The organism is Neisseria sp. 27098_8_112 (genome assembly GCF_041433235.1).
GTDB lineage: Bacteria > Pseudomonadota > Gammaproteobacteria > Burkholderiales > Neisseriaceae > Neisseria.
Window position 1 is genome coordinate 22,551 of sequence record NZ_JAPWBB010000011.1, and the last position, 26,702, is coordinate 49,252.

At 48.3% G+C, this 26,702-nt stretch carries 27 protein-coding genes and 2 tRNA genes; 15 read left to right on the plus strand and 14 right to left on the minus strand.

The genetic code is table 11. The features are described 5' to 3' along the window. Positions 1–96: 96 nt before the first annotated feature. Both rpmA and rplU read right to left on the minus strand, forming a co-directional pair. Positions 97–369, minus strand: a complete 273-nt coding sequence (gene rpmA / locus O3682_RS08210; protein WP_002212328.1) for a 50S ribosomal protein L27 — start codon at positions 367–369, stop codon at positions 97–99. 27 nt (positions 370–396) lie between these two features. Next, the gene (gene rplU, locus O3682_RS08215) at positions 397–705 is read right to left on the minus strand and encodes a 50S ribosomal protein L21 (protein WP_002216394.1); all 309 of its coding nucleotides are present in this window, start codon (positions 703–705) and stop codon (positions 397–399) included. 263 nt (positions 706–968) lie between these two features. Between rplU and ispB the strand changes: the two genes are divergently transcribed. The 3 genes from ispB to O3682_RS08230 all read left to right on the plus strand — a co-directional run bounded on the left by ispB (position 969) and on the right by O3682_RS08230 (position 2,487). Next, positions 969–1,943 carry an octaprenyl diphosphate synthase gene (ispB, locus tag O3682_RS08220; protein ID WP_070765665.1) on the plus strand — a complete coding sequence of 325 codons (975 nt, stop codon included), beginning with the start codon at positions 969–971 and terminating at the stop codon, positions 1,941–1,943. Between the two features lie 4 nt (positions 1,944–1,947). After that, positions 1,948–2,394 (plus strand): DUF441 domain-containing protein, encoded by a 447-nt coding sequence (locus O3682_RS08225; protein WP_371509529.1) that lies wholly within the window; start codon positions 1,948–1,950, stop codon positions 2,392–2,394. A gap of 18 nt (positions 2,395–2,412) precedes the next feature. Then, positions 2,413–2,487 (plus strand) — tRNA-Arg (locus O3682_RS08230). 103 nt (positions 2,488–2,590) lie between these two features. Here the strand turns inward: O3682_RS08230 and O3682_RS08235 are convergent. Continuing rightward, entirely contained in the window at positions 2,591–3,748 is a 1,158-nt protein-coding gene (locus O3682_RS08235; RefSeq protein ID WP_371509530.1) for an NnrS family protein, read from the minus strand. Between the two features lie 86 nt (positions 3,749–3,834). Next, on the minus strand, positions 3,835–4,215 hold the full coding sequence (locus O3682_RS08240; protein ID WP_371509532.1) for a hemerythrin domain-containing protein: 381 nt from the start codon (positions 4,213–4,215) through the stop codon (positions 3,835–3,837). Positions 4,216–4,362: 147 nt separating this feature from the next. On the opposite strand from O3682_RS08240, the gene O3682_RS08245 reads away from it, so the two are divergent. Continuing rightward, positions 4,363–4,821, plus strand: a complete 459-nt coding sequence (locus tag O3682_RS08245; protein ID WP_070585061.1) for an RrF2 family transcriptional regulator — start codon at positions 4,363–4,365, stop codon at positions 4,819–4,821. 626 nt (positions 4,822–5,447) lie between these two features. Here the strand turns inward: O3682_RS08245 and O3682_RS08250 are convergent. The 8 genes from O3682_RS08250 to O3682_RS08285 all read right to left on the minus strand — a co-directional run bounded on the left by O3682_RS08250 (position 5,448) and on the right by O3682_RS08285 (position 12,161). Next, positions 5,448–5,523: transfer RNA gene (locus O3682_RS08250), tRNA-Ile, on the minus strand. A gap of 93 nt (positions 5,524–5,616) precedes the next feature. After that, on the minus strand, positions 5,617–6,468 hold the full coding sequence (gene folP, locus O3682_RS08255; protein WP_371509534.1) for a dihydropteroate synthase: 852 nt from the start codon (positions 6,466–6,468) through the stop codon (positions 5,617–5,619). A gap of 84 nt (positions 6,469–6,552) precedes the next feature. Next, the gene (locus tag O3682_RS08260) at positions 6,553–8,214 is read right to left on the minus strand and encodes an electron transfer flavoprotein-ubiquinone oxidoreductase (RefSeq protein WP_371509536.1); all 1,662 of its coding nucleotides are present in this window, start codon (positions 8,212–8,214) and stop codon (positions 6,553–6,555) included. A gap of 132 nt (positions 8,215–8,346) precedes the next feature. Beyond that, entirely contained in the window at positions 8,347–8,784 is a 438-nt protein-coding gene (locus tag O3682_RS08265) for an ExbD/TolR family protein (RefSeq protein WP_003686804.1), read from the minus strand. 3 nt (positions 8,785–8,787) lie between these two features. Then, positions 8,788–9,447 (minus strand): MotA/TolQ/ExbB proton channel family protein, encoded by a 660-nt coding sequence (locus O3682_RS08270; protein ID WP_049332314.1) that lies wholly within the window; start codon positions 9,445–9,447, stop codon positions 8,788–8,790. A 102-nt stretch (positions 9,448–9,549) separates the two neighbouring features. Then, positions 9,550–10,482 (minus strand): energy transducer TonB, encoded by a 933-nt coding sequence (locus O3682_RS08275; RefSeq protein WP_114926063.1) that lies wholly within the window; start codon positions 10,480–10,482, stop codon positions 9,550–9,552. Between the two features lie 352 nt (positions 10,483–10,834). After that, positions 10,835–11,731: a tyrosine recombinase XerC gene (locus O3682_RS08280; RefSeq protein WP_371509538.1), complete on the minus strand. Its 897-nt coding sequence runs from the start codon at positions 11,729–11,731 to the stop codon at positions 10,835–10,837. 1 nt (position 11,732) lies between these two features. After that, positions 11,733–12,161: an acyl-CoA thioesterase gene (locus O3682_RS08285; protein ID WP_371509539.1), complete on the minus strand. Its 429-nt coding sequence runs from the start codon at positions 12,159–12,161 to the stop codon at positions 11,733–11,735. Positions 12,162–12,311: 150 nt separating this feature from the next. Here O3682_RS08285 and fba point away from each other — a divergent pair, with 150 nt between their 5' ends. Both fba and O3682_RS08295 read left to right on the plus strand, forming a co-directional pair. Continuing rightward, positions 12,312–13,376 carry a class II fructose-bisphosphate aldolase gene (fba, locus tag O3682_RS08290; RefSeq protein ID WP_371509541.1) on the plus strand — a complete coding sequence of 355 codons (1,065 nt, stop codon included), beginning with the start codon at positions 12,312–12,314 and terminating at the stop codon, positions 13,374–13,376. Between the two features lie 128 nt (positions 13,377–13,504). Beyond that, entirely contained in the window at positions 13,505–14,434 is a 930-nt protein-coding gene (locus O3682_RS08295; protein ID WP_371509543.1) for a glycosyltransferase family 2 protein, read from the plus strand. A 64-nt stretch (positions 14,435–14,498) separates the two neighbouring features. On the opposite strand, the gene O3682_RS08300 is transcribed toward O3682_RS08295, so the two are convergent. Then, positions 14,499–16,175, minus strand: coding sequence for a formate--tetrahydrofolate ligase (locus tag O3682_RS08300; RefSeq protein WP_371509545.1), 1,677 nt, complete (start codon positions 16,173–16,175; stop codon positions 14,499–14,501). 178 nt (positions 16,176–16,353) lie between these two features. On the opposite strand from O3682_RS08300, the gene O3682_RS08305 reads away from it, so the two are divergent. From O3682_RS08305 to O3682_RS08315, 3 genes are all read left to right on the plus strand, one after another. Next, the gene (locus O3682_RS08305; RefSeq protein WP_003680126.1) at positions 16,354–16,785 is read left to right on the plus strand and encodes an EamA family transporter; all 432 of its coding nucleotides are present in this window, start codon (positions 16,354–16,356) and stop codon (positions 16,783–16,785) included. Positions 16,786–16,915: 130 nt separating this feature from the next. Continuing rightward, positions 16,916–17,719, plus strand: coding sequence for a hypothetical protein (locus tag O3682_RS08310; RefSeq protein ID WP_371509547.1), 804 nt, complete (start codon positions 16,916–16,918; stop codon positions 17,717–17,719). Between the two features lie 34 nt (positions 17,720–17,753). Then, positions 17,754–18,347 carry a hypothetical protein gene (locus O3682_RS08315; protein WP_371509549.1) on the plus strand — a complete coding sequence of 198 codons (594 nt, stop codon included), beginning with the start codon at positions 17,754–17,756 and terminating at the stop codon, positions 18,345–18,347. Positions 18,348–18,421: 74 nt separating this feature from the next. On the opposite strand, the gene O3682_RS08320 is transcribed toward O3682_RS08315, so the two are convergent. Continuing rightward, complete coding sequence (locus O3682_RS08320; RefSeq protein WP_371509550.1) at positions 18,422–19,564, minus strand: extracellular solute-binding protein; 1,143 nt, start codon at positions 19,562–19,564, stop codon at positions 18,422–18,424. A gap of 308 nt (positions 19,565–19,872) precedes the next feature. On the opposite strand from O3682_RS08320, the gene rpsT reads away from it, so the two are divergent. From rpsT to lpxH, 6 genes are all read left to right on the plus strand, one after another. Then, positions 19,873–20,136 (plus strand): 30S ribosomal protein S20, encoded by a 264-nt coding sequence (gene rpsT / locus O3682_RS08325; RefSeq protein WP_002212556.1) that lies wholly within the window; start codon positions 19,873–19,875, stop codon positions 20,134–20,136. Positions 20,137–20,303: 167 nt separating this feature from the next. Then, positions 20,304–21,443 (plus strand): phospholipase A, encoded by a 1,140-nt coding sequence (locus O3682_RS08330; RefSeq protein ID WP_371509552.1) that lies wholly within the window; start codon positions 20,304–20,306, stop codon positions 21,441–21,443. A 150-nt stretch (positions 21,444–21,593) separates the two neighbouring features. After that, the gene (locus O3682_RS08335) at positions 21,594–22,295 is read left to right on the plus strand and encodes a DUF502 domain-containing protein (protein ID WP_371509553.1); all 702 of its coding nucleotides are present in this window, start codon (positions 21,594–21,596) and stop codon (positions 22,293–22,295) included. Between the two features lie 64 nt (positions 22,296–22,359). After that, positions 22,360–24,168 carry an aspartate--tRNA ligase gene (aspS, locus tag O3682_RS08340; protein ID WP_070850753.1) on the plus strand — a complete coding sequence of 603 codons (1,809 nt, stop codon included), beginning with the start codon at positions 22,360–22,362 and terminating at the stop codon, positions 24,166–24,168. 239 nt (positions 24,169–24,407) lie between these two features. Continuing rightward, positions 24,408–25,793, plus strand: coding sequence for a PIG-L deacetylase family protein (locus tag O3682_RS08345; RefSeq protein WP_371509554.1), 1,386 nt, complete (start codon positions 24,408–24,410; stop codon positions 25,791–25,793). Between the two features lie 153 nt (positions 25,794–25,946). After that, on the plus strand, positions 25,947–26,657 hold the full coding sequence (gene lpxH / locus O3682_RS08350) for a UDP-2,3-diacylglucosamine diphosphatase (RefSeq protein ID WP_440360847.1): 711 nt from the start codon (positions 25,947–25,949) through the stop codon (positions 26,655–26,657). Positions 26,658–26,702 lie beyond the last annotated feature (45 nt).

A 26,702-nucleotide genomic window follows, 5' to 3' on the forward strand; every position in this document is an offset into this window, starting at 1 on the left:
AAGCTTCAAGACATACGGATTTTATCAAACGGACAAACAGTCAAATAAACAAAAACCGCATTCCGAAAAGGAATGCGGTTTTCAATCGTAAAACGATTATTCTTCAGAACCGGTGTAAGGACGGATGCTGACAGTTTTACGGTTCAGCGCGCCTTTGGTTTTGAATTCAACGTAACCGTCGACTTTAGCAAACAAAGTGTGGTCTTTGCCCATACCTACGTTGTCACCTGCGTGGAATTTAGTACCACGTTGACGAACGATGATAGAGCCTGCCGGAATCAGCTCGTTGCCGTAGGCTTTAACGCCCAAGCGTTTGGCTTCTGAATCGCGACCGTTGCGGGTGCTACCGCCTGCTTTTTTACTTGCCATTTGTAATACTCCTGAACTTACTTGAAATTAGGCGATTGCCACGATTTCGATTTGGGTGAAATTTTGGCGATGGCCTTGGCGTTTTTGGTAGTGTTTGCGACGACGCATTTTGAAAATGCGTACTTTCTCGCCACGACCATGAGCAACGACTTTAGCTGTTACTTTTGCGCCTTCGATAAAAGGTGCGCCTACTTTTACAGATTCGCCGTCAGCAATCATCAAAACTTCAGTCAGTTCGATTTGGCTGTCGAGTTCGGCTGGTATCTGTTCTACTTTCAATTTTTCGCCAACGGAAACTTTGTATTGTTTACCGCCGGTTTTTACGACCGCGTACATACTCAACTCCATGAGAATTAGGTTAACATTCCGCACACCATGTGCGAAACGAGCTATTCTATTTCTATTTACCTGTTTTGTCAAAATTTATTTTATTTACAAGTGAAAAGGCCGTCTGAAAGATATGTTGCATGCTTTTTAACTGATATAATCACGCGCTGGATTGCTGATATCTTTATGCAACGTTATTACCCCGACCGAATGTACGGGTTTAAACAGATTCATTGGAGCCTCCGCTCCGTTTTATCAACAGAGAATGTTTTATGCTCGAAAACCTGCCTTACTTCCAACGCCACCTGCCCGATGACCTTGCCAAAGTTAATGCGGTCATCAACCAAGCTGTTCAATCCGATGTCGCGCTGATTTCGCAAATCGGCACATACATCATCAGCGCGGGCGGTAAGCGCCTGCGTCCGATTATTACCATTTTGGCAGGCAAAGCAGTCGGGCATGACGATGAAAAACTGTACTCGCTGGCAGCGATGGTGGAATTCATCCACACCTCCACCCTCCTGCACGACGATGTCGTCGATGAAAGCGATTTGCGCCGTGGCCGTAAAACGGCAAACAACCTCTTCGGCAACGCGGCGGCTGTTTTGGTCGGCGACTTCCTCTATACACGTGCCTTCCAACTGATGGTCGGTTCGGGCAGTATGCGTATTTTGGAAGTGATGGCAGATGCGACCAACATCATCGCCGAAGGCGAAGTCATGCAGCTGATGAACATCGGCAATACGGATATTACCGAAGAGCAATACGTCCAAGTTATCCAATACAAAACAGCAAAACTGTTTGAAGCAGCCGCACAAGTCGGCGCAATTTTGGGCAAGGCTTCCCCCGAACACGAACAGGCCTTGAAAGACTACGGTATGTACGTCGGTACGGCTTTCCAAATCATTGACGATGTATTGGACTATTCAGGCGAAACCGAAGAAATCGGCAAAAACGTCGGCGACGATTTGGCAGAAGGCAAACCTACCCTGCCATTGATTTACCTGATGCGAAACGGCTCCGAGCAAGCAGCAAACGATGTGCGCCATGCTTTGGAAAATGCCGACCGCAGCTATTTTGAAAAAATCCACGACTATGTCGTCAACTCCGACGCTTTGCCATATTCGATTTCCGAGGCGAAAAAAGCCGTCGACAAAGCCATCGCTTCATTGAACGTGTTGCCTGACAGCGAAGTCAAAGAAGCCATGATCCAACTGGCAAAAGAATCTTTGGCCCGAGTATCTTAATCCGATGAATTTCAGCTTTGTCCCTTTGTTTCTGGTTACGCTGATTTTTTTGGGCGTCGTCAGCAACAACAACTCGATTACGATTTCGGCAGCGGTATTGCTGCTCATGCAGCAGACGGCCTTGTCGCAATATCTTCCCTTGGTGGAAAAACACGGTTTGCATCTAGGCATCATCCTGCTGACCATCGGTGTATTGAGCCCGCTGGTTTCCGGTAAAATCCAGATTCCGCCGGTTTCCGAGTTTATCAATTTCAAAATGATTGCCGCCATCCTTATCGGCATTTTGGTTGCCTGGCTTGCCGGACGCGGCGTTCCATTGATGAGCGAACAGCCTGTTCTGGTAACCGGATTATTAATCGGCACGGTCATCGGCGTTGCCTTTGTCGGCGGCATTCCGGTCGGCCCTTTGATTGCCGCCGGCTTATTGTCTTTTTTTGCCGGAAAGGTTTAAAATCCCCTCCTTTACCGCCTCGCCATAGTTCAACGGATAGAACGTATGCCTCCTAAGCGTAAAATACAGGTTCGATTCCTGTTGGCGAGGCCACAGTTTCAATAAAAGCCTTTCATATTCTGAAAGGCTTTTTTTTATTATCAATAATAAAGGCCGTCTGAAACTTTTCAGACGGCCTTCTCATTTCGCCAAACCGTTAACCCGGACGACCATCCGAACGCGGACGGATCAACCAAGGAATATATTTCCATGCATACAAAAGCAAAGAAGCGGCAAACAAAGCGGCGGAGCAACGGATACTGTGCGTGTATGCTGTACCGCTCACAAAGGTAGCCAAAACACGGACAACCGTTGCGGCTATCATCAACCAAAAGGCAACAGGAACCACTTTAGGCGGCGGATAAATGGAGTTGCCGGTATGGCCAAGCGCGGTTCGCGCCATCATGCCCAAAGTCAGCACGCCGATACCGCCAACGCCGATAAGGTGTACGCCCAAATTCAGGAAACTTGAAATCCAATAGGAAAGACCGACCGCAATCAAACCCAAGCCGGTAAACAGATAGCCGGCAAACAAAATCCAAAGCATAGGCTCTTTCAGCACGGCTTTATACCACCAGCGGTACACCTGCACGGTAAAAATCACACCGGCAGCCAGAGCAAACAACGCGGCCAGTCCCTGCAAAATGTTATGCGCCATCAGCATGGCGGTCAGCATAGGCAGCCAAAGTGAAGCGTGCGCTACCCATTGAGGGCTGGGAATTTGCGGCACATTCAGGCGCTTGGACGTAAAGAACGAGATAATCCGCATACCGATCAAACCGATAAATCCGGCCACCATAATTAAACCGGATTGCAAACCAGTCATCAGCGCAATGGCATCAAACGGCTGCACTTTCAGATGGAAGGCGAAATGGGTGCCGCCCAAAACAAAAATAGCGAACACGGCAACATAGTTGCGCTTGTTTTGAGAACGAATTACCGGCAAAGCCATGCATACCGTGCCATACCAGAAAAAGATCGTACCGAATATGCCGCTTGCCGTTACCCCCCAACCAGGAATAAACATACAAATGCGGGCCAACAGCCAAAATGCGGTCAAACCGGCCAACGCCTTACCGCGTGTCGGCGGCTGGCCTGTCCAAGTCGCCACGGCCGTCAATAAGAATGCAATGACAACCAATCCGGCGTAGCCCCAAATCATTTCATGGGCATGCCAATAAAAACCCGGCAACTCAGGTGTACCCTGAAAGCCGAAGCCCCAAAGCAGTATAGACAATGCGCCATACAAAGCCGCCAACGAATAAAACGGGCGGAAGGCCATTGCCCAAACCGGGTGTTTGAACAAATCGGTCATGGTGGTTCCTTCAATTTTTATATCATCATAAAACAGCAACAGAGGCCGTCTGAAACTTTTCAGACGGCCATCGACTCCTTTCCCTGTTACACATTTTCAGGCAAAGGCAAAAAAGGTTCAATCGCAGGGAAAAGCTCGCGCTCCTCAAAGCGCGCATGATCGCGCAAAGTGACAGCAAACTCCTTATTCCATGATTCATTCATATATTCAGGATGCGCCATCATCGCGCGCAATTTGGCATGATCGCCTTCAAAACGCTGCCGCAACGCAGGGTCAATTTTATCCCAATACGGCGCAAACATGGTTTCCTCTTCCAAAAAATGTGGCTCAAGCTCCACAAAATGAGGATCCAGCTCCGCTTGATGGCTTTGCTCCGGCGTGCGCAAGAGACGGACGCACAACGACAGCGAGCCATGATGCTCGCGGGAAAGTTCTATTAAGGCAGGGTGGCGTTTCAAGGGTTTCATAAGTTCGTTATAATGGCAACAGTTTGTCAAACTGGATTAATTCAAATGTTTCAGATATTATGAAACCCAATCCCACATAAAGTCAAACAACCCCTTACCAAACACTACCCTTTTGACATATAAGAAAAAATATTCAAAGAGCCAGCTATGTATCTGACCCAACATACCGATTACGGATTGCGCGTATTGGTTTATACCGCCATTAATGATGACACCCTCGTCAATATCAGCACCATTGCCGAGACTTACAATATTTCCAAAAGCCATTTGATGAAAGTGGTTACCTCATTAGTCAAAGGCGGATTTCTGGTCAGCGTGCGCGGCAAAGGCGGTGGTTTACGCTTGGCAGATGATCCTGAAAAAATCAACATCGGCGCAGTCGTCCGCCATCTGGAGCCGATGCAGGTTGTCGAATGCATGGGCGATAACAACGAATGCCTCATCACCCCATCCTGCCGACTGACCGGCATCATTACCGGCGCCATCAAAGCCTTCTTCAACCATTTAGATCAATACTCCCTGCAAGATCTTTTAGACAAACCAACCTACGACATACTCTATACCCCACGTATCCCCATCAACGAAATACGCAGAATGGTTGATTAAACTTTCAGGCCGTCTGAAAAACAGTCCAGCTATATCGAAATAATCATCAGCCTCTTAATATAGCGCATGTGGTATTACTCGGAAAAATAAAAAATGCCGTCTGAAATTAAGATTTTCAGACGGCATTGGTTTACAAAACACTCTACAACTTAAATAGCTGACTTTCATTCGATAGGTTAATTTTTATACTGAATACGTCAAATATAAGACAACAGAAAAACCCAAAATAAGAATAATCATAGCAACCATAAAATTTATTCTTAATACTTTCAAATAAAATTTATTGGAGATTTTTTGCATTCCAAACAGCACCTTGAAAAAATTAAATTGCATTCTTCTAGCAATAAACAGATATTCAAAAAAAACCGCATTCATCCCTTCTAATTTTGATATTTTATATAGCATTACTAGATTAATTATAATTACAATAAAATACAAAAATACTAAACAAAACAGAAAATAAGGCAATAACTCCACCAAACTACTCCTTTTTTAAAAGAATTTTCCCTAAAAAATAGATTGGACGAAATAACCGAATTGCTATACTCGACATTATATTCCACCCCTTCACAAACCAATAAATACAAAAATGCCCGAAGCCAAAAGCCTCGGGCATTTTTAATATTTGGTGGGTCCGGTGGGTTTCGAACCCACGACCAAGGGATTATGAGTCCCCTGCTCTAACCCCTGAGCTACAGACCCGTCAAGAGTAGATGCGGATTATAGCATAACTTGTTGCTTGTTCAAGATGCCGGGCAAATGTTTCAGACGGCCTGTTGGTTTTCTATTCGGGCATTATGCCGATATGCCCAATGCTTCCCAAACTTTCAAAGCGTCCGATGTTGCTTTGACATCGTGAACACGTATGATTTGCGCGCCTCGGGCGACTGTAGCCAAAGCGGCTGCGACGCTGCCGTGTACGCGTTTGGCGGCATCTTGTTCGCCTGTCAGCTCGCCAATCATACGTTTGCGCGATACGCCGATCAGAAGGGGGAATCCGGTTGCGTCCATCAATTCAGGCAAATGTTTTATCAGGGTGATGTTGTGTTGCAGGTTTTTGCCGAAACCGAAGCCGGGGTCTAGCGTGATACGTCCAGGGGCAATGCCTGCTTGAACGCATTCTGCCGCGCGTGCTTTTAAATAGCGCGCGACTTCTTCGACGACATCTTGATATTGCGGATTAAGCTGCATGGTTTTGGGCAAACCCTGCATGTGCATAAGACACACGCCTGTCTTCGGCTGTTGCGCCAGCAATGCAACTGCGCCTTCATCACTCAATGCGGCAACATCGTTGATAATATCGACGCCGCCTTGCGCCAAGGCTTTTTCCATAATCGCCGTGCGGCGCGTATCCAAGCTGACGGGAACATTCCACTTAGCCACTTCCGCCAAAACCGGCTGCACCCTGGCCCATTCTTCTTCAAGAGAAACATCATCCGAACCCGGACGGGTAGATTCGCCGCCGATATCGAGAATATCCGCGCCGTCTTTCAGCAGCTGCTCGGCATGTGCCAATGCTATTTGGACATTTTGCGAATAGGTTCCACCATCGGAAAATGAATCGGGGGTCAGATTGACGATGCCCATGATTTTCGGTTTGTCTAAGGCGATTTCAAATCGGCCTGCCTGCCAAATGTGCGTGTTCATAATGCTTCCATTGATGAAATAATAGGATAGAGGCCGTCTGAAACTTTTCAGACGGCCTTTAGTTTTTGACTTCAAAACAGTAAATTACATTCCGCCGTAATTCGGTCCGCTTGCGCCTTCAGGGCAAATCCAAGTGATGTTTTGCGTTGGGTCTTTGATGTCGCACGTTTTACAGTGAACACAGTTGGCGGCGTTGATTTGCAGACGCGGGCTGCCGTTTTCTTCGACGATTTCATATACGCCGGCCGGACAATAGCGGGTTTCGGGCGAGGCGTATTCTTTGTAGTTTACATCTATCATAACCTGCGGATTTTTCAGCACCAAATGGTCGGGCTGGTTTTCTTCGTGCGCAAGGTTGGCAAGGAAAACGCTGCTCAAACGGTCGAAGGTCAAAACGCCGTCAGGCTTCGGATAATCAATCGGCTTGCACGCGGCGGCTTTTTTGAGCTGCTCGTTGTCTTTGCCGTGATGTTTCAAGGTCCAAGGGGCTTTGCCTCTGAAAATCATTTGGTCGATGCCGGTATAGATTGAGCCGAGGTAAACGCCCCATTTAAATGACGGACGGACATTGCGCGCGGCGTAAAGCTCTTGATACAGCCAGCTTTGTTCAAAGCGTTGCTGATAATCGGTGGCCTCTTTGCCACTGTCGAAGCTTTCCATTTCTTCAAGGTTTTCCAACATAGGGAACACGGCTTCTGCGGCAAGCATGGCGGATTTCATGGCCGTATGGATACCTTTGATGCGCGGCATATTCAGGAAACCTGCGGCATCGCCGATTAAAACGCCGCCTTTGAACGAGAGTTTCGGCAGGCTTTGCAAACCGCCTTCAATCAGCGAACGCGCGCCATACGCGATACGGCGGCCACCTTCAAAGGTTTTGCGGATTTCAGGATGGGTTTTGAAACGTTGGAACTCTTCAAACGGCGACAGATACGGGTTTTGATAATCCAAACCGACCACAAAGCCGACAGCGACTTTGTTGTCGTCAAAATGATAAATAAACGAGCCGCCGTAGGTTTTGCTGTCGAGCGGCCAGCCTGCGCTGTGCATCACCAAACCTGGCTGATGTTTTTCAGACGGCACTTCCCAAATCTCTTTGATGCCCAAGCCGTAAGTTTGCGGCTGACTGTTTTGGTCGAGTTTGAAGCGTTCTATGACTTGTTTGGAAAGCGAACCGCGGCAGCCTTCGGCAAATATGGTTTGCTGCGCCCAAAGCTCCATGCCGGGCTGAAATGAATCGGTCGGTTCGCCGTCTTTGCCCACGCCCATATTGCCGGTCGCAATGCCTTTGACCGAACCGTCTTCGTGATACAGCACCTCGGCGGCGGCAAAGCCCGGATAGATTTCCACGCCCAAATTTTCCGCCTGCTCCGCCAACCAGCGCACGACTTCGCCCAAGCTGGCAATATAGTTCGCATGGTTGTCAAAATTCGGGGTAACCGGCAGGTTGAAGGCTTTTTTCTCGGTCAGGAACAAAACCCTGTCCTTCGTCACTGTACGCGTCAGCGGTGCGCCTTTTTCTTTCCAATCAGGAATCAGCTCATTCAAAGAAATCGGATCGATGATGGCACCGGCCAGCGAGTGCGCACCGGCCTCCGAACCCTTCTCCACCACGCAAACGCTGATTTCGCGCCCATTCTTTTCGGCAAGCTGCTTGAGTTTGATGGCGGCAGACAAACCCGACGGGCCTGCGCCGACAATCACGACATCGTATTGCATACTGTCGCGTTCGATGGTTTCTGTCATAGTGGTTCCTGTATTGTCATTATTCAATTTAATCCGCTAATTATACAGCCTGGACATATAGTTACCAAATACAACAAAAGGCCGTCTGAAACTTTACTCAAATTTCAGACGGCCTTTACTGTGTTCAAAAGATTACTGCGCTTTGGTTTCCGTTACAAAACCGATTTTGCTGATACCGGCTTCGCGCGCCGCTTGCAGGGCTTGGTTGACATAATCGTATTCAACCGCTTTATCCGCCGCAATCGCCACAATCACATCTTCGTTTTTCGCTTTGGCTTCTTTCAGCTTGGCAGTTACCGTTGCCAAATCCACTTTGGTATCTGAATCGCCGCCAACGACATAAGCACCACTGGCATCAATGCTCAAACGCAAAGGATCTTTAGGCTGCTGCTTATCCTCTTTCGCCGCTTTTTCCGAAGCAGTCGGCAACTCCAAAGGAATCGAGTGGGTCAGCACCGGCATGGTAATCATAAATACAATTAGCAACACCAGCATCACGTCCACCAAAGGTGTAACGTTGATATCCGACATCGGCGCATCATCGCCGGAATTCATTGATCCGAAAGCCATGGTTTAATCCTTTTGGTTCAGAAGGCGGACATGCAGGTCATGTGCAAATGCGTCCATATCTTGCGCGATGGTTTTTGTACCGCGATTGAGGAAGTTGTACGCCAATACGGCCGGAATCGCCACAAACAGACCGACAGCAGTCGATACCAAAGCCTCACCAATCGGACCGGCTACCGCAGCAATGCTCATTTGACCGCTTTCGCTGATGCCGATCAGGGCATGGTAAATACCCCAAACAGTACCCAACAAACCGATAAAAGGAGCAGTTGCGCCGATAGAGGCCAAAGCGGTCATACCGTAGTCGAACTGGCGCATGGTTTGGGACATGCTGTTGCGGATGTGAACAACCAAGTATTCGTTCAAAGGCAATTCGTCAATCAGCGATTTGCTTGTCGTTTGACGGTAGTTTTGGTATGCGCGCAGAGACTCATCGGCAACATTGCTCATCGGTGCTTCTACCGCTTTGGCTTTCTGTACAGCATCGGCCAGCGTAAACGCATTCAACATCAACTCTTTTACCTGAGCATTGCCTTTTTTCGCTTTACGGTATTTGATGCAGCGGATCACGATAACGCTCCATGTTACCACGCTCATCAACAACATCAGGACAAATACACCAATCAGTACCACATCACCTGATTTGAAAACTAAACTTAAATCCATAATTTTTCCAAGTTAAAAATAAAATTAAAATTTCTATCGGGTCATTTAAAATCATTCCCCAACAGCATATATTTTCTAATCAATCAGCTTAGGCCTAGATACTTATTCGAGCGTGAATTTGACAGGTACTTTAAATTCAGTCCAAACACTTGCATGACAGCTACCATCTTTAACGGCTTTACGCGCTGCATTATCCAGACGACTATAACCACTTGATTTATTCACACTAATTGAATCCACTTTACCGCCGGGACCAACCAAGACTTTCAAAACGACCAAGCCCTCTTCACCATTTTCAGTGGACAGTGAAGGATACGGAGGTCTTGGAATATGGCAGGTTCCTTTTGCCGGATTGCCTTTACTGCTGCCGGCACCTGTACCGCTGCCACCACCTCCGCCACCGCCGGTGCCGGAACCATGTTCGCCTTTCGCACCACCGCTGCCGGATCCGCTGCCTTCGCCACGGCCGCTGCCTGTACCTTTCGTACCGCCGCCGTTGCCTTTTCCTTCTCCTCCCAAGGCTTTGCCTTCTCCGTTGCCTTTACCGTTTTCAGCAGTATTCGGCCCGGTTTTGCTGCCTGAATATTCAGATGCTTTGGGAGACGGTTTAGGTTCTGCCTTCGGCTCTGGTTTTGGTTCAGGTTTTGGCTCGGGCTTTGGCTCAGGTTTGGGTTCCGGCTTAGGCTCGGGCTTAGGTTTCTCGATAGGTTTCGGTTTTTCCTTTTGCTGTACAATATCCGCTTTTTCTTTTTTCGTTACCACAGGTTTGATAACAGGTTTGGGCGGCTCGACAGGCTTAGGTTTGGGTTTCGGCTTGGGTTTCGGTTGTTCGGGGGTAGGCTCGGGGGCGGCAGGTGCGCCTTCGCCCTCAGGACTACCGTCGCCACCGCCGAAATCGCCTAAATCGACAAATTCAATATTCGCCATTTCGACAGGAGGCGGTTTGTGCGCGTGCCATAAAAGTGCAACCAAACCGACGTGAATCAACGCAACGGAAGTCACGACGGCTGGAGTTAAAATTCGTTTTTTATCCATAATTCCGTTATGTTAATAGCAACAATTCCCGTTTGCAAGTCGTTTTACAGTCAAAATAAGCATTAATGCTTATAGAGAAAGTTTATAGACCTGCTGTTTTAAAGGCTGTATATCATAATATGATATTAGCTCTCATTACTAATATTATCAAACAAACGGCCATCTGAAAAGATAAACGGTATTAAAAAAGCCATCGACTCTTACAATCTTTATGCCATCCGCACATCAGGCCAATATTTAAACCTCATCAGACCGATAAAAATTCAAATGGTTTCAAACCATCTGTATTTCTTATCCATAAAACATCAGGCCGTCTGAAAACATTCTTTCAGACGGCCTGATTCAAACAAAATCATTTTTTCCGTTTCGCCCTTGGGTGCGCCTCATCATAAACACGCGCCAAATGGTCGAAATCCAGCTTTGTATAAACTTGCGTAGCGGAAAGGTTGCTGTGGCCCAACAATTCCTGTACGGCGCGGATATCGCCCGATGCCTGCAAAAGATGGGTTGCATAGCTGTGGCGCATCATGTGCGGCGAGATATGGCTGGCGCTGCCCACGCACACCGCCCACGCCTGCAGGCGTTTTTGGATTTGACGTTGCCCCAGCCTACCGCCGTTCTTATTGGTGAACAAGGCCTGCTCGCCCTCTTTGGCAATACGCACCGCCAAATAATCGCGCAATGCCGCAATGCTTTTGCCCACCAAAGGCACTTGCCGCTGCTTGCCGCCTTTACCCTTCACGCTGACCCAGCCTTCGTCCAAGACGATACTGTCCAGATTCAACCCTTGTATCTCGCTCAGGCGCAAACCGCTGCCATACATCAATTCAAACATGGCCTTATCGCGCACGTCCAACTCGTCATCAACCGGCGCATGGTCAAGGATATGGTTTAAAGGCTCTTGCGGCAGCGCTTTGGGCAGGCGTTCGGGCAGGCGCGGCGCTTTCATATTAAATGTCGGGTCGCTTTCCATAACTTCTATCTGCACCAGCCAACTGCAATACTGCCGCCACACCGACAATTTCCGCGCCAAGCTACTTTCGCTTAAGCCCTTTTGCGACAGCTTTTTCAATACCGCCACAAAATCACGGCGCGTCGGCAGGCCGTTTCCCAGGTTATCGGGCAACAGGCGCATCAACTCACTCAAATCGCGCCGATAAGCGGAAACGGTATGCTCCGACTTGCCTTGTTGCAGCAAGGTTTTCAGATAGCGTTCAAGATGAAGCGCAAAATTGTTTGATTCCGCCATTTCAGACGGCCTCCAATGCTGCTTTCAAGGCCGAAGGCAGACGGCAGACACGCTGCTTACCATAATCGAAACACACCATGCCTGTCTGCACTTTCGCCAGCACAAGGCCGTCTGAAATCCTGCGGATACGGTACAACAAAGAAAAGCCCACTCCGGCCACACCCGCCGCCCCCATTTCTACCGACAGCTCATCACCATGATGACCTTGCGCCAAATACTGCACCGCAGCATCCGCCATAATCAGGCCAGCCCCTCCGGCATCCATTTCGCTCCAACCCAACGCCGCCAGCCAACGCATCCTTACTTCATGGCACAAACGCAACACAGCATCGTTCGCCAGATGACCGCCATAGTTCACATCGCCCACCTGCACCGTCAAGGCCGTCTGAAACAAAGGCTTACCACATTCGGCCACCGAAATCCTATCCATTTTGCACACCCGTTTTCAATACTCTCCCATTATAAACCGAGACCCTGTTCGTTAATATATAAAAACAATGTAACAGCTTGTAGTCTTTCATTTCAAAAAACATTATAATTTATCAGATAAATTTACCCTTCACTACCTCAGGAGCTCCTCATGGCACTCGTATCCATGCGCCAATTATTGGACCATGCTGCCGAAAACAGCTACGGTCTGCCCGCATTCAACGTTAACAACCTCGAACAAATGCGCGCCATTATGGAGGCGGCCGACCAAGTCAACGCCCCCGTTATCGTTCAAGCATCCGCAGGCGCACGCAAATACGCAGGTGCCCCATTCCTGCGCCATCTGATTTTGGCCGCAGTCGAAGAATTCCCACACATCCCTGTCGTGATGCACCAAGACCACGGCGCATCTCCTGATGTGTGCCAACGCTCCATCCAACTGGGCTTCTCCTCTGTGATGATGGACGGCTCGCTGATGGAAGACGGCAAAACTCCGTCCACCTACGAATACAACGTCAACGCCACCCGTACCGTGGTCAACTTTTCGCACGCTTGCGGCGTGTCCGTTGAAGGCGAAATCGGCGTATTGGGCAACCTCGAAACCGGCGAAGCCGGCGAAGAAGACGGCGTCGGCGCAGTGGGCAAACTTTCCCACGACCAAATGCTGACCAGCGTTGAAGATGCCGTACGTTTCGTTAAAGATACCGGCGTTGACGCATTGGCTATCGCCGTCGGCACCAGCCACGGCGCATACAAATTTACCCGTCCGCCCACAGGCGATGTATTGCGTATCGACCGCATCAAAGAAATCCACCAAGCCCTGCCGAACACCCACATCGTGATGCACGGCTCCAGCTCCGTTCCGCAAGAATGGCTGAAAGTCATCAACGAACACGGCGGCAAAATCGGTGAAACCTACGGCGTACCGGTTGAAGAAATCGTCGAAGGCATCAAACACGGCGTGCGCAAAGTCAACATCGATACCGACTTGCGCCTCGCCTCTACCGGCGCTATCCGCCGCTTCATGGCAGAAAACCCATCCGAATTCGACCCGCGCAAATACTTGAGCAAAACCGTCGAAGCCATGAAACAAATCTGTCTTGACCGCTACCTCGCATTCGGTTGCGAAGGCCAAGCCGACAAAATCAAACCGATTTCTTTAGAAAAAATGGCAACCAAATACGCCAAAGGCGAATTGAACCAAATCATTAAATAATCCGTATATCAGATTCACACTAAGGCCGTCTGAAAACTTGGCAATAAGGTTTCAGACGGCCTTAGCTTTTGGGAAATTTATAGTAAAATCTTCCACCGACTACACATCAAAACACATCGAAAGCAAACATGAAACTCGCCGTTATTTTGCCGGCCTATTGCACCAAAGCTTATTTGCCCAAATGCTTGGATTCGGTATTGAATCAAACATTCCGTGACTTTTTCGTCATCGCCATCAATGATGCTTCAACAGATAAAACCGGCGAAATCCTCGAAGCTTACGCAGCCAAAGATTCACGTTTGCAGGTTTTCCACCTTCCTGAAAACAGGGGCGAGCCGTTTGCCTGCCAATTTGCCATGGATATGCTCAAAGACGTAGAAGTCGAATATGTGGCACGAATGGACGCGGACGATATTTGCGCCTTGGATCGTTTTGAAAAACAAATTCAATTCTTAGACAGCCATCCCGAAATCGATATTGTCGGCAGCCAAGCCACCATCTTTTTTGATGACCAAACCGGAAGAGAACCCGTTTTAAGCGACCTCCCCCTGCTCGACAAAGACATTAAAGCTTTTCTCTCCTTTGCCGCCCAAAACATGTTCAACCCCACCACCATGTGGCGGCACGACAGCATTAAAAACCTCGGGATAAACTACACCGCGACAGAAACCGCTCCCGATTTCCATATGTGGGTGCAATGCGCCCTACATGGCAAAACCTTTGCCAACCTGCCCGAGCCTTTGTTGTCATACAGGATACACACAACTCAAGAAAGCAAAAAAAGAGACAAAATCAACAGATCCGTCCAATACACCATGGAGTTGTGGATCAGTCATCTCTTCCCTGATTTGAATACGACGGAAGTAACGCTCTTAAGTCGCATCTTGTACGAAAAGCAACTGCGCTTGACCACTGAAGAGCTGAAAACCATTTTTGCCGCCTATGACAGAATCAGCAAAGACCGCAGCATTTCATTGTTTGGCGAAGACCGCAATACAATGTTCGGCATGATAGACAATTTCTTCAATTTCTTAAAAAGCCGGTTGAAATTCACTTAAATCATAAAAGGCCGTCTGAAACCTCGTTTCAGACGGCCTTTATCTATTTCAAAATCAATCTAAATCAGAACAAGCCATGAATCACGCCTTCTGCGTCCACATCAATTTTCTCGGCAGCCGGAACTTTCGGCAGACCCGGCATTTTCATCATATTGCCGCATAACGCAACGATGAAGCCCGCACCGGAAGAAACGGTAATGCCGCGCACGGTAATACGGAAGCCTTCGGGGCAGCCCAACAGTTTGGCGTTGTCGCTCAAAGAATATTGGGTTTTCGCCATGCAGATCGGCATTTTGTCCAAGCCCAGTTTTTCCAGTGAAGCGATTTCGGCAGACGCTTCCGCGCTGAAATCGACGTCTTCCGCGCCGTACACTTTTTGGGCAATTGCACGGATTTTGTCTTTAATGCTCGATTCGACATCGTAGGCGAAGCCGAAGTTATTCGGTTGATTTTCGATGGCGTTAACGACTTTATGCGCCAAGTCTGCACCACCCGCGCCGCCTTTGCCCCATACTTCAGTCAGGGAAACTTCGACGCCGTGTTCCGCGCAGGCTTTTTCAATCATGGCCAACTCAGCATCTGAGTCGGACACAAAGCGGTTGATGGCAACCACCACAGGCAGGCCGAATACGTTTTTCAGGTTGGAAATGTGTTTCAAGAGATTAGGCAGACCTTTTGCCAAGGCTTCGAGGTTTTCTTCGCCAAGATTGGCACGCTCCACGCCGCCGTTGTATTTCAAAGCGCGGACGGTGGCGACGACAACAGCCGCATCAGGTTTCAAATCCGCCAGACGGCATTTGATGTCGCAGAATTTTTCCGCACCCAAATCCGCGCCGAAGCCTGCTTCGGTTACGGCGTAATCGGCAAGGTGTTTCGCCAGTCGGGTGGCGGTAACGGAGTTGCAGCCGTGGGCGATGTTGGCAAACGGGCCGCCGTGTACAAAGGCAGGCGTGCCTTCGATGGTTTGTACCAAGTTAGGCTTAATCGCATCTTTGAGCAATGCCGCCATCGCGCCATTCGCTTTCAAATCTTTGGCGTAAACAGGGCTGCCGTCTTTGGCATAGGCGACAAGGATGTTGCCCAAACGCTCTTTCAAATCGCTGATGTCTTTAGCAAGGCAGAATACCGCCATCACTTCGGACGCAACGGTAATGTCGAAACCATCGGGACGCATCACGCCGTCAACAGGTTTGCCCATGCCGTCGATGATGTTGCGCAACTGACGGTCGTTCATATCGACCACGCGACGCCACAGCACGCGTTTCGGATCGATGTTCAACTCGTTGCCTTGGTAGATGTGGTTGTCGAGCATGGCGGCGAGCAAGTTATTCGCCGCGCCGATGGCGTGGAAGTCGCCGGTAAAGTGCAGGTTGATGTCTTCCATCGGCAAAACTTGGGCATAGCCGCCGCCCGCCGCGCCGCCTTTAACACCAAACACCGGACCCAAAGAAGGCTCGCGCAGAGCGATAACCGAGTCTTTGCCGATATGGCGCAACGCGTCCGCCAAACCGATGGTTACAGTGGTTTTACCTTCGCCCGCCGGAGTCGGGTTGATGGCGGTAACCAAAATCAGACGGCCTTGTTTTTGCGGCAGTTTGAACGCTTCGGCAGGGTTGATTTTGGCTTTGTAGTGACCATAGGGCTCGATGTTGTCAACGTTCAAACCCAGCTTGGCGGCAATTTCACCAATCGGGCGCATGGTGGAAGACTGGGCAATTTCAGCATCGGTTTTGAAGCTCATGATTTTCCTTTATTGAGAGAGGGAAAGGCCGTCTGAAACAATATAATAAAGACGGCTGGAAGAAAAAGAATATTAGTTCTATTATAGCGTTTTCCAAAGACAAACCGCAGTGAAAATTTCGATATCTCATCAACAAGCGGATTCATATTGTCAACAATTTGAAACAAAGGAATAAAACATGAGCAGCAACGCATGGCTGTTTTGGGCATTGGCATCGGCAGGCTTCGCCTCATTGACCGCCATTTTCGCCAAAATGGGTTTACAGGGCATAGATTCAGATTTCGCCACCTTTATCCGCACCTTGGTCATCCTCGCCGCTTTGGTACTGTTTTTAACCTACACCGGCAAATGGCAGGGCGTAAACGGCTTTACCGGCCGCAACTGGACATTCCTCATCCTATCCGGCCTCGCTACCGGCGCATCTTGGCTCGCCTACTTCAAAGCCCTGCAACTGGGCAACGCCTCACAAGTCGCGCCCGTCGACAAATTCAGCCTGGTCTTGGTCGCCCTGATGGCCGTCGTTTTCTTAGACGAACGCCCAAGTACGCAGGAGTGGATAGGCTTAGGTTTGGTAACCGCGGGTGTGTTGACGCTGGCATTGAAGCGGTAATATATTGGTATTTAATAAGAAAACGAAAACAACTACCCAAACGCATACAGATGATCCGATACAACGGCAACATTAGCCTAACAAAAACTAAGCAGGTTCCTAACTTTCCAGCATCTCGGAGAGAATTAATATGAAAAAAATTATACTATTAGTCTTGATGTGTATTCCTTATTTCACCCATGCTGCACTACCTGATAGAAGCAATGCCAAACATAACGGACTCAATATTCAAGAACTATTTGATAAACTTGATATTCAATTTAAAAAATCTACATATCTAAACAACATTAGAGTAGATACATATACTTACAAAATAAATGCGTTTTTTGACAGGGACAACAAGAGTTATCGACTTCTCCACTACCATTTACGAAATTGGTGTGAGCAAAACCACGGAGTTTGGTCATCTGACCTCCCAAATATAGAAACTTACCCAAACTCTGAAGCAGTGGTTTTCCCATCTTTAACTTTTACAGGATATAACTCTTTCGTAAATGTTTCTTGCTCAGGCATAGATAATACCTCTATAACTATTTCTTTTAACACTCAAGAAATCCATATGACCGAACAAGGAAATAATTTGCTAGAAGCCAGAAAGAATCTAAAGTTACAAGAAGAAAAAGAACAGCAGCGTATTTATCAAGCCAGGGAAGAGTGCATCAGAGAACCCCAGCTAAAAATTGAAAAACTTCAAGACCGGTTAATATCATCATGGAGGAAAAACCTTAAGATTAGTGATACTATCAACGATATCAACTTAATCATCAATACAAAAGGTAAGGATTTAGTTGAGATACAAAATCGCTCTAGTGGTAAAAATTACTGGTTTAAACGAACTGAGATACATCCATCACGACAAATACAAAATGAAATAGACAAATTAACCCTACCTTTCAAAAAAGCAATTGCTGATTGCAAGAAAAATCTCTACTAGCCCTAACCTTCTATAATTCTTTTAGAGGTACATAATGAGAACCATTAAATTTGTTTCCCTATCTATTTTTAGCATTATGCTTAGTGCTTGCTCGGCTACGGATCCTGGATTATTTAAAACAAACCAACCTTTAACGCTTGAACACAGTGAACTTCACGATAATCTGCATTTACCATTTAGCGAATTTAGCAATAAATGGCTGCCGATTGGTGCTGTAAACCAAACCGTACAGCAAATCTCGAAAGCTTTATCATATCTATCCACAAGCAGAGAAACCCAGGGAGTAAAAAATGGAGAGAGGCTAGAGAACTATGCCGCAACAGATAGTTATGGAAATGACCGACATATCATTCAAAAAGCAAAAGACACCTTTCAGGCATGGTGCGCACATCATTCGGGTGAAATTAGCACACCGAACACCTACCAAGAAAATTACATAAACCAGGTAATGGTAAGTAAAAATACCCCATCATCAGGAATGTATTACGAACTTAGCGATGCCTATAGTTGCACCAAAAATGGAAAAGTTGTTGCCACACTAGCTTATTCTGAAGGTGAAGTACAAGGTCTTTCCAGTAATTATACTTTCCCTAGTGTCTTGATTTTTGTAAAAGACTGGAATAAATAACCCGCCAACAACAAAAAAGGCCGTCTGAAAAATTTCAGACGGCCTTTGCTTTGCTTCAAACAATCAGCTCACAATTAATTTGAACCGACTTTGATTTTTTGCCACAAGTTAACAGACAGTTTTTTCGCATCTGCGCTCATTTGAGGCATGACGAAACCGTCTTTCATGTCTTGCTCGTTCGGGAAAATAGAACGTGTGTTCACCAGCTCGGCAGGCATTTTTTCGCGTGCCGGTTTGCTGGCCGGTGCGAAGGTTACGGCAATACCGTTTTTCGCAGCCACTTCGGGATCAAGTGTGTAGTTGATGTATTTGTGGGCATTAGCGATGTTTTTCGCATCGGCCGGAATCAGCCAAGATTCAATCCAGAAGCCCATGCCTTTCGGAGTCAACACTTCGACACCGACATTATTTTTCACTTCTTCAGAACGCGCTTTGGCCAAGTTCAAGTCACCACCGTTACCTGCCGCCAAGCAGATGTCGCCGCGCGCCAACTCGTCAATGATGGAAGGGCTGAAACGTTTCACGTCAGGACGGATGGTTTTCAAAACTTCCGCCGCCGCTTTCAAATCTTCAGGATTCGAGCCTTTAGGATCTTTACCCAAGTAATTCAACAAGATTGGGAACATTTCGCTCGGGGTATCCCACAACGCGATGCCGCAAGATTTCAGCTTGTTGGTGTATTCGGGTTTGAACAGCAAATCCCAGCCGTTTTCAGGCAGTTGACCGCCCAAAAGCTCCTTGCCTTTCGCGGTAATCGCCAAAGTGTTCACGCCGGAGAAATAAGGAACGGCGTATTGATTGCCCGGGTCGGCAGTTTCCAACATCTTCAGCAATTCAGGGTCGATGTTTTTGTAGTTCGGAATCAGATCTTTATTGATTTTTTGGTATGCACCTGCCTCAATTTGGCGCGGCAGGAAGGCAATACCGGGCACAACCAAGTCATAGCCGGATTTACCGGTCAGCATTTTGGCTTCCAGTGTTTCGTTGTTTTCATACAAATCGTAAGTCAGCTTCAAATTGTTGGCTTTTTTGAAGTCTTCGACTGTACTTTCGTCAACGTAGTTTGACCAGTTGTAGATATTCAAAGTATCGGTAGCGGCTACCTCGGCATTGGCAGCAGGCGCGCTGCCTGCTTGAGGTTGCTCGGCTTTTTTCTCGCCACCGCCGCACGCGGCCAAAGACAATGCGGCCAATACGGCTAATACAGATTTTTTCATACGGGCAGATTCCTGATGAAAGAGTGGTTAATGTCAATAAATAAGAAACCCTGCACCCCATAAACACCCCGGCGCAGAGTTAGGCTATTGTAATGGAAACGTAAGCAAACGCAAAGCAATATCCATCTGATTTTTATTGAAATAAGGCAAAGCAACACCATCTTTTTACCAAAAGCGTTGCACCGGCTGTCGTTTTTGGGCAAAATACGGCTGATTTGCGCGCGTTTATAGAGAAAAAGCTTGCATATAAGGAAATCTGTCTTTAAAATTGCGCGTTTACAGAATTTATTTTTCAGGAGATATTCAATATGGCAAACAGCGCACAAGCCCGCAAACGTGCCCGCCAGTCGGTTAAACAACGCGCCCACAACGCCAGCCTGCGTACTGCATTCCGTACCGCTGTGAAAAAAGTGTTGAAAGCAGTTGAAGCCGGCGACAAAGCTGCTGCTCAAGCAGTTTACCAAGAATCCGTTAAAGTCATCGACCGTATCGCTGACAAAGGCGTATTCCACAAAAACAAAGCAGCCCGTCATAAAAGCCGTCTGTCTGCTAAAGTAAAAGCTTTGGCTTAATACTGACGCAGATGCCGGAAATCCTGACAACCAAAGCAGGATAATCGAGCTGATACGATGCCCCTGAGGTCTTGCCTTTCAGGGGCATTGCCGTATTCACAGCCCAAACTGACGAAATAAAACCTTTACCCTCTCATCAGGCCGTCTGAAAAACAACGGAAACTCTCATGAACAAGATGTTGAAACATTCCCTAAGTATCGGATTCATTGCTGCCGCCCCGCTGGCTGCCGCCGATACCGCCCTACACTGCACCACCATTCAAGACAACGCCACCCGTTTGGCGTGTTACGACAACATCTACTCGGCGCAACTCCCTCCGCAATCCCCACTGCCGCAAGCGCAAACCGAAACCGCCAAAACACCGGTTGACCTCGAAAAAAGCGTGCGTAAGAGCATTGAGAAAAAAGAAGCAGCCATCGTATTCGACAACCCTACCCATCCGAATATTTCAGACGACGTATTAAGCGACACTGCCGACAGCTATACGCCTTTAAGCCTGATGTACGATTTGGATAAAAACGACACACGCGGCCTGTTAAGCGTACGCGAGCACAACCCTATGTACCTCATGCCCGTTTGGTACAACAGCAGCCCCAACTATTACCCGGAATCCCCCAGTCGCGGCATAACTACGCAGGAAAAATTCAGCGAGCAAAAACGCCTAGAAACCAAAATGCAGGTTTCCTTCAAAAGCAAGATTGCCGAAGATTTATTCAAAACCCGTGCCGACGTATGGTTTGGCTATACCCAAAAATCCGACTGGCAAATCTTTAACCAAGGCCGCAAATCCGCTCCGTTCCGCAATACCGACTACGAGCCCGAAATCTTCATTACCCAACCCGTTAAAGCAGACCTGCCTTTCGGCGGCAAACTGCGCATGGTCGGCGCAGGTTTTGTTCACCAGTCCAACGGTCAAAGCCGCCCCGAATCACGCTCATGGAACCGGGTTTACGCCATGGCAGGCATGGAATGGGGCAAGCTGACCATTATTCCTAGAGTTTGGATGCGCGCCTTCGACCAAAAAGGGGATGACGATGACAATCCGGACATCAACAAATACATGGGCTACGGCGACTTGAAAGTCCAATACCGCTTCAATGACAAACAAAATGTTTATTCCGTCCTGCGTTACAACCCGAAAAGCGGACGTGGCGCCGTTGAAGCGGCCTATACTTTCCCCATCAAAGGCAAACTCAAAGGCGTTGTCCGCGGCTTTCACGGCTATGGCGAAAGCCTGATTGACTACAACCACAAACAAAACGGCATCGGCTTCGGCCTGATGTTCAACGACTGGGACGGAATCTAATTCTCCATATTGTTTCAGACGGCCTGTGCAATCAAGGTGGCCGTCTGAAACAATAAAACAAAACAAGCCATTCGTTTAAAATACTCGTTTCCTAGCTCCCAAACGCGTATAATGCAAAGTTTGGGCAAAACTTGCCGGAATGAAACAAAGATGACAGAAGCCGCAGCCGAAAGCGGAAAAATCGCCAAGGCTTTAAAGAAATACTTGATTACAGGCGTACTGGTTTGGTTGCCGATTGCCGTAACCATCTGGGCGATGAGCTATATCATCTCCGCCGCCGACAAACTGATCAACCTATTACCGGAAAGCTGGCAGCCCCAGCATTTCTGGGGATTCAACATACCCGGTTTGGGCATTGTTGCCGCCACCGTCGTCTTGTTCGTTACCGGCGTATTTGCCGCCAACGTTTTAGGCAGACGGATTCTCGGCGCGTGGGACAGCCTTTTAGGACGCATTCCCGTCGTCAAATCCATCTACTCCAGCGTTAAAAAAGTTTCCGAATCCCTGCTCTCCGACAGCAGCCGCTCGTTCAAAACCCCCGTACTGGTTCCCTTTCCGCAACCGGGCATTTGGACGATAGCCTTTGTTTCCGGTCATATCCCCGACAAACTCAAAGGCAGCCTGCCGCAAGATGACGACTATATTTCCGTTTACGTCCCAACCACGCCCAACCCGACCGGCGGCTATTACATCATGGTTAAAAAAAACGACGTTCGCGAGCTGGACATGAGTGTGGATCAGGCATTGAAATATGTAATTTCGCTGGGCATGGTGATGCCGGACGACTTACCGGTTAAAGCCCTACCCGCCCAAAAACCGTCAGAAGACGGTGATACCGAACATAACAATTAAGGTCTTCTTTTTTCAGACGGCCTTTCCTTCTTTTTCAAATTGAACAATATAAAAAGGTGATTTTATGCGTACCAACTATTGCGGCCTTATCAGCGAGCAATACTTAGACCAAACCGTTACCGTCAAAGGCTGGGTACACCGCCGACGCGACCACGGCGGTGTGATTTTTATCGACCTGCGCGACCGCGAAGGCATCGTTCAAGTCGTTATCGACCCTGACACTCCGGAAGCATTTGCCGCTGCCGACTCTTCCCGCAACGAATACGTCTTGAGCATTACCGGCCGCGTACGCAACCGTCCTGAAGGTACAACCAACGACAAAATGATTTCCGGCAAAATCGAAATCCTTGCCAAAGAAATCGAAGTCTTGAACGCTGCTGCTACGCCTCCGTTCCAAATCGACGATGAAAACATCAGCGAAAACGTTCGCCTGACCAACCGCGTTATCGACTTGCGCCGTCCTACCATGCAACGCAACCTGCGCCTGCGTTACCAAGTGGCCATGGGCGTTCGCCGCTACTTGGATGCACAAGGCTTCATCGACATCGAAACGCCGATGCTGACCCGCTCCACTCCGGAAGGCGCACGCGACTACCTCGTACCAAGCCGCGTTCATCCGGGCGAATTCTTCGCTCTGCCGCAATCTCCACAATTGTTTAAACAACTGTTGATGGTTGCCGGTTTCGACCGTTACTACCAAATCACCAAATGTTTCCGTGACGAAGACTTGCGTGCCGATCGTCAACCTGAATTCACTCAAATCGACTTGGAAACCTCGTTCTTAAACGAGGATGAAATCATGGACATCACCGAAGGCATGGCCAAACAAGTCTTCAAAGACGCATTGGGAGTGGATTTGGGCGACTTCCCACGCATGCCTTACTCTGAAGCCATGTTCTACTACGGCTCTGACAAACCAGATATGCGCATCAACTTGAAATTTACCGAGTTGACCGACCTGATGAAAACGGAAGAATTTAAAGTTTTCCGTGGCGCAGCCGACATGAAAGGCGGCCGCGTAGTCGCTCTGCGCGTGCCTAACGGCGCGAAATTCAGCCGCAAAGAAATCGACGAATACACCAAATTTGTCGGCATCTACGGCGCGAAAGGTCTGGCATACATCAAAGTAAACGATGTGAGCAACCTCTCCAACGGCGAAGACAGCGGCCTGCAATCTCCAATCGTGAAATTCCTGTCTGAAAATGCCCTGAAAGAAATCATCGCGCGTACCGGCGCGCAAAACGGCGACATCATCTTCTTTGGCGCAGACAAAGCCAAAGTCGTGAACGAAGCCATCGGCGCGCTGCGTATTAAAGTCGGTTTGGAACACGGCAAAGACAACGGCTACTTCGTAGACGAATGGAAGCCTTTGTGGGTTGTCGATTTCCCAATGTTCGAATACGACGAAGAAGCTGACCGCTACGTTGCCGTACACCATCCGTTCACCGCGCCTAAAGAAGGTCATGAAGACCTGATGGTTTCCGACCCTGCAAACTGCCTGGCCCGTGCCTACGATATGGTATTGAACGGCTGGGAAATCGGCGGTGGCTCTATCCGTATCCACCGTGCAGACGTACAAGAGAAAGTGTTTGCCGCGCTGAAAATCAGCCCTGAAGAGCAACAAGAGAAATTCGGCTTCCTCTTGGACAACCTGAAATTCGGTGCGCCTCCTCACGGTGGCCTTGCATTCGGCCTCGACCGTCTGGTTACCCTGATGACCGGTGCAGAATCCATCCGCGATGTGATTGCCTTCCCGAAAACACAACGTGCACAATGTCTGCTGACCAATGCACCTAATGTGGTCGACGACAAACAACTTCGCGAATTGAGCCTGCGTCTGCGTCAGAAAGCAGTTGAAACAAAAGAAGCATAATTTATCGGCTTAACCTTTAAAATATCAAGGCCGTCTGAAATTTTTGAAATTTCTTTCAAACTTTTCAGACGGCCTTTCTACATTTTGATCGTTTATATATAATCAACCCGCAAACTGTTTTATTTTAAACGTTCACTTTAATGACGTTAGAGTATAAAAAACAACCGTTTGTAAGAAAAACAAACAAATAAGCTCCACAAGCACTATCATGACTGTTACAACAATAAAGGAACCAAACAATGTTTCTGTTACTGACGGGGCTGATACTGACTTTTTTTATTTTGTTGTTTATTATTACTTCAATTATTCACAAAAAACAGTTTGCCTATAACACACACCAAGACTATAACTATCCCTCCCTCCCCTCTACCGCGCATGCAACCCTCAAAGGCGGCAGCCTAACCTTGCCCGCCACTGTCAGCGGACGGGATACCGTCATTGCCAAAATCCGCATCAAATCCACTTGGGCAGGATTGCTGGTATTGCCTTTTGTTGAAACCATTTCATCTAAAGGCAAATGGAAGCAATATTTCGAATACGGCGCAAAAGGCGTGCGCTATATCAATCTGAGCGACACCTTCTCCGACAGCGATAAAACCATCCGTTTGGAAGGCAAATACCTAACCTTGCCCGACCAAGAAATCGAACTCTCTGTTTATCCGCGAGAAAACCTCGACGGCAAAAAAATCCTTGTCCTCGCACCTCATGCTGACGATGCCGAATTAAGTGCATACGGTTTGTATGAAAAACACGCCGCCAATTCAATGATCTGCACCTTAACCGCCAGCGAAGGTGGCAGCTTCCACTATGGCAACCTTTATAGCACGTGCGACTGCGACACCCAGGCACAATATCTGCAAAAAGGTAGGATGCGTGTTTGGAACAGCCTGACCGTTCCCCTTTTGGCCGGTGTGCCGTCTGAAAACATCCTGCAACTGGGCTACTTCGACAACACATTGACCGCCATGCGCCAAAATCCGGAAAAAGAGATTAAATCGACCAAAATCGATACGACCGATGTCGATATTTTCCGCAGTGCCAATACCTCCCCATTGGCAAAACATCTCAAGCCCGGCTCGACTTGGAACAGCTTGGTGGACAACCTTGGCTATCTGATAGAAACGTTCCAGCCGGATATTATCGTGACGCCGTCTCCCAATATTGATGTGCATCCCGACCACCAACATACTGCACTGGCCGCCATCGAAGCCCTGCGCAAAATCAATTACCGCCGCGGCAATCTGTTTTTGCACACCATACATTATCTGAGCGATGACTTCCCTATCGGCAAAGTAGGTTCTTCCCTCAGTCTGCCGCCGCCCTCCGAGCAACCGTTTTACTTCCAAAGCATCTATTCCCATCCTTTGGATAAAGAAGAACAAAACCGCAAACTTCTCGCCCTTGATGCCATGAACGACATCCGCCCCAATTCAGACGGCTATATGCGTTGGAGCACCATGATATTCAAAGGTTTAAACAAACTACGGCACCACGTCCTCCATCTCGACAAAGACTTGGTCAACCGCTTTGTCCGCAGCAACGAATTCTTCTATACCGTCCCCATCAGCGATTTGTACCAAGAAGAGACGCTGAAACAAATCACCTATCAGGGCAAAGCCCAATAAACCGGAAAGGCCGTCTGAAAAAATGTTTCAGACGGCCTTTATCACACCTAATCAAAACAATAAAATCACCGCATTACAAACGAAAAACACCAAGCCCAAATCCAAACGCGACAACCCAAGTTATAATAAAACTCTTCCCACACGTCCCACATCATCATGCCAATTTACTTCATCGCCGATTTACACCTGAGCGAATCCCATCCTCAACTGACCGCACTCTTCCAGAAATTTATGCAAGAAAAAGCCGTCCACGCCCAAGCCGTATACATTCTTGGCGACCTTTTCGATTTTTGGATCGGCGATGACGAAAACAGCCCTTTGGTTCAAACCATCAAACAAACCATCCGCAGCCTGACCGAGCGCGGCATTGCCTGCTATTTTATCCACGGCAACCGCGACTTCCTCATCGGCAAAACCTTTGCCCGCGACACCGGCATGACCTTACTACCCGAGTACGCCGTTATCGACCTGTTCGGCACACCCACCCTGCTCTGTCACGGCGACACTCTCTGCACCGACGACCATTCTTATCAAAAATTCCGCCGTACCGTCCATCAAAAATGGCTGCAACGCCTGTTCCTGCTCCTGCCGCTCACACTCCGGCTAAACATCGCCACCAAAATCCGCAAGCAGAGCAAACAGGACAAACAACACAAAACCGCCGACATCATGGACGTCAATCCGGCCTTTACCCACGAAACCGTCCAACGCTTCCACACGCCCCTGCTCATTCACGGCCATACCCACCGCGAAAATATCCACCGCAACGCCGATTACACCCGCATCGTACTCGGCGACTGGCGCGACAATTACGCCTCCATTCTCGAAGTCAATGCCGAAGGCTACCGTTTTATCGCCTTATAAAACATCAGGCCGTCTGAAAACCGGTTTCCCGATTATTCAGACGGC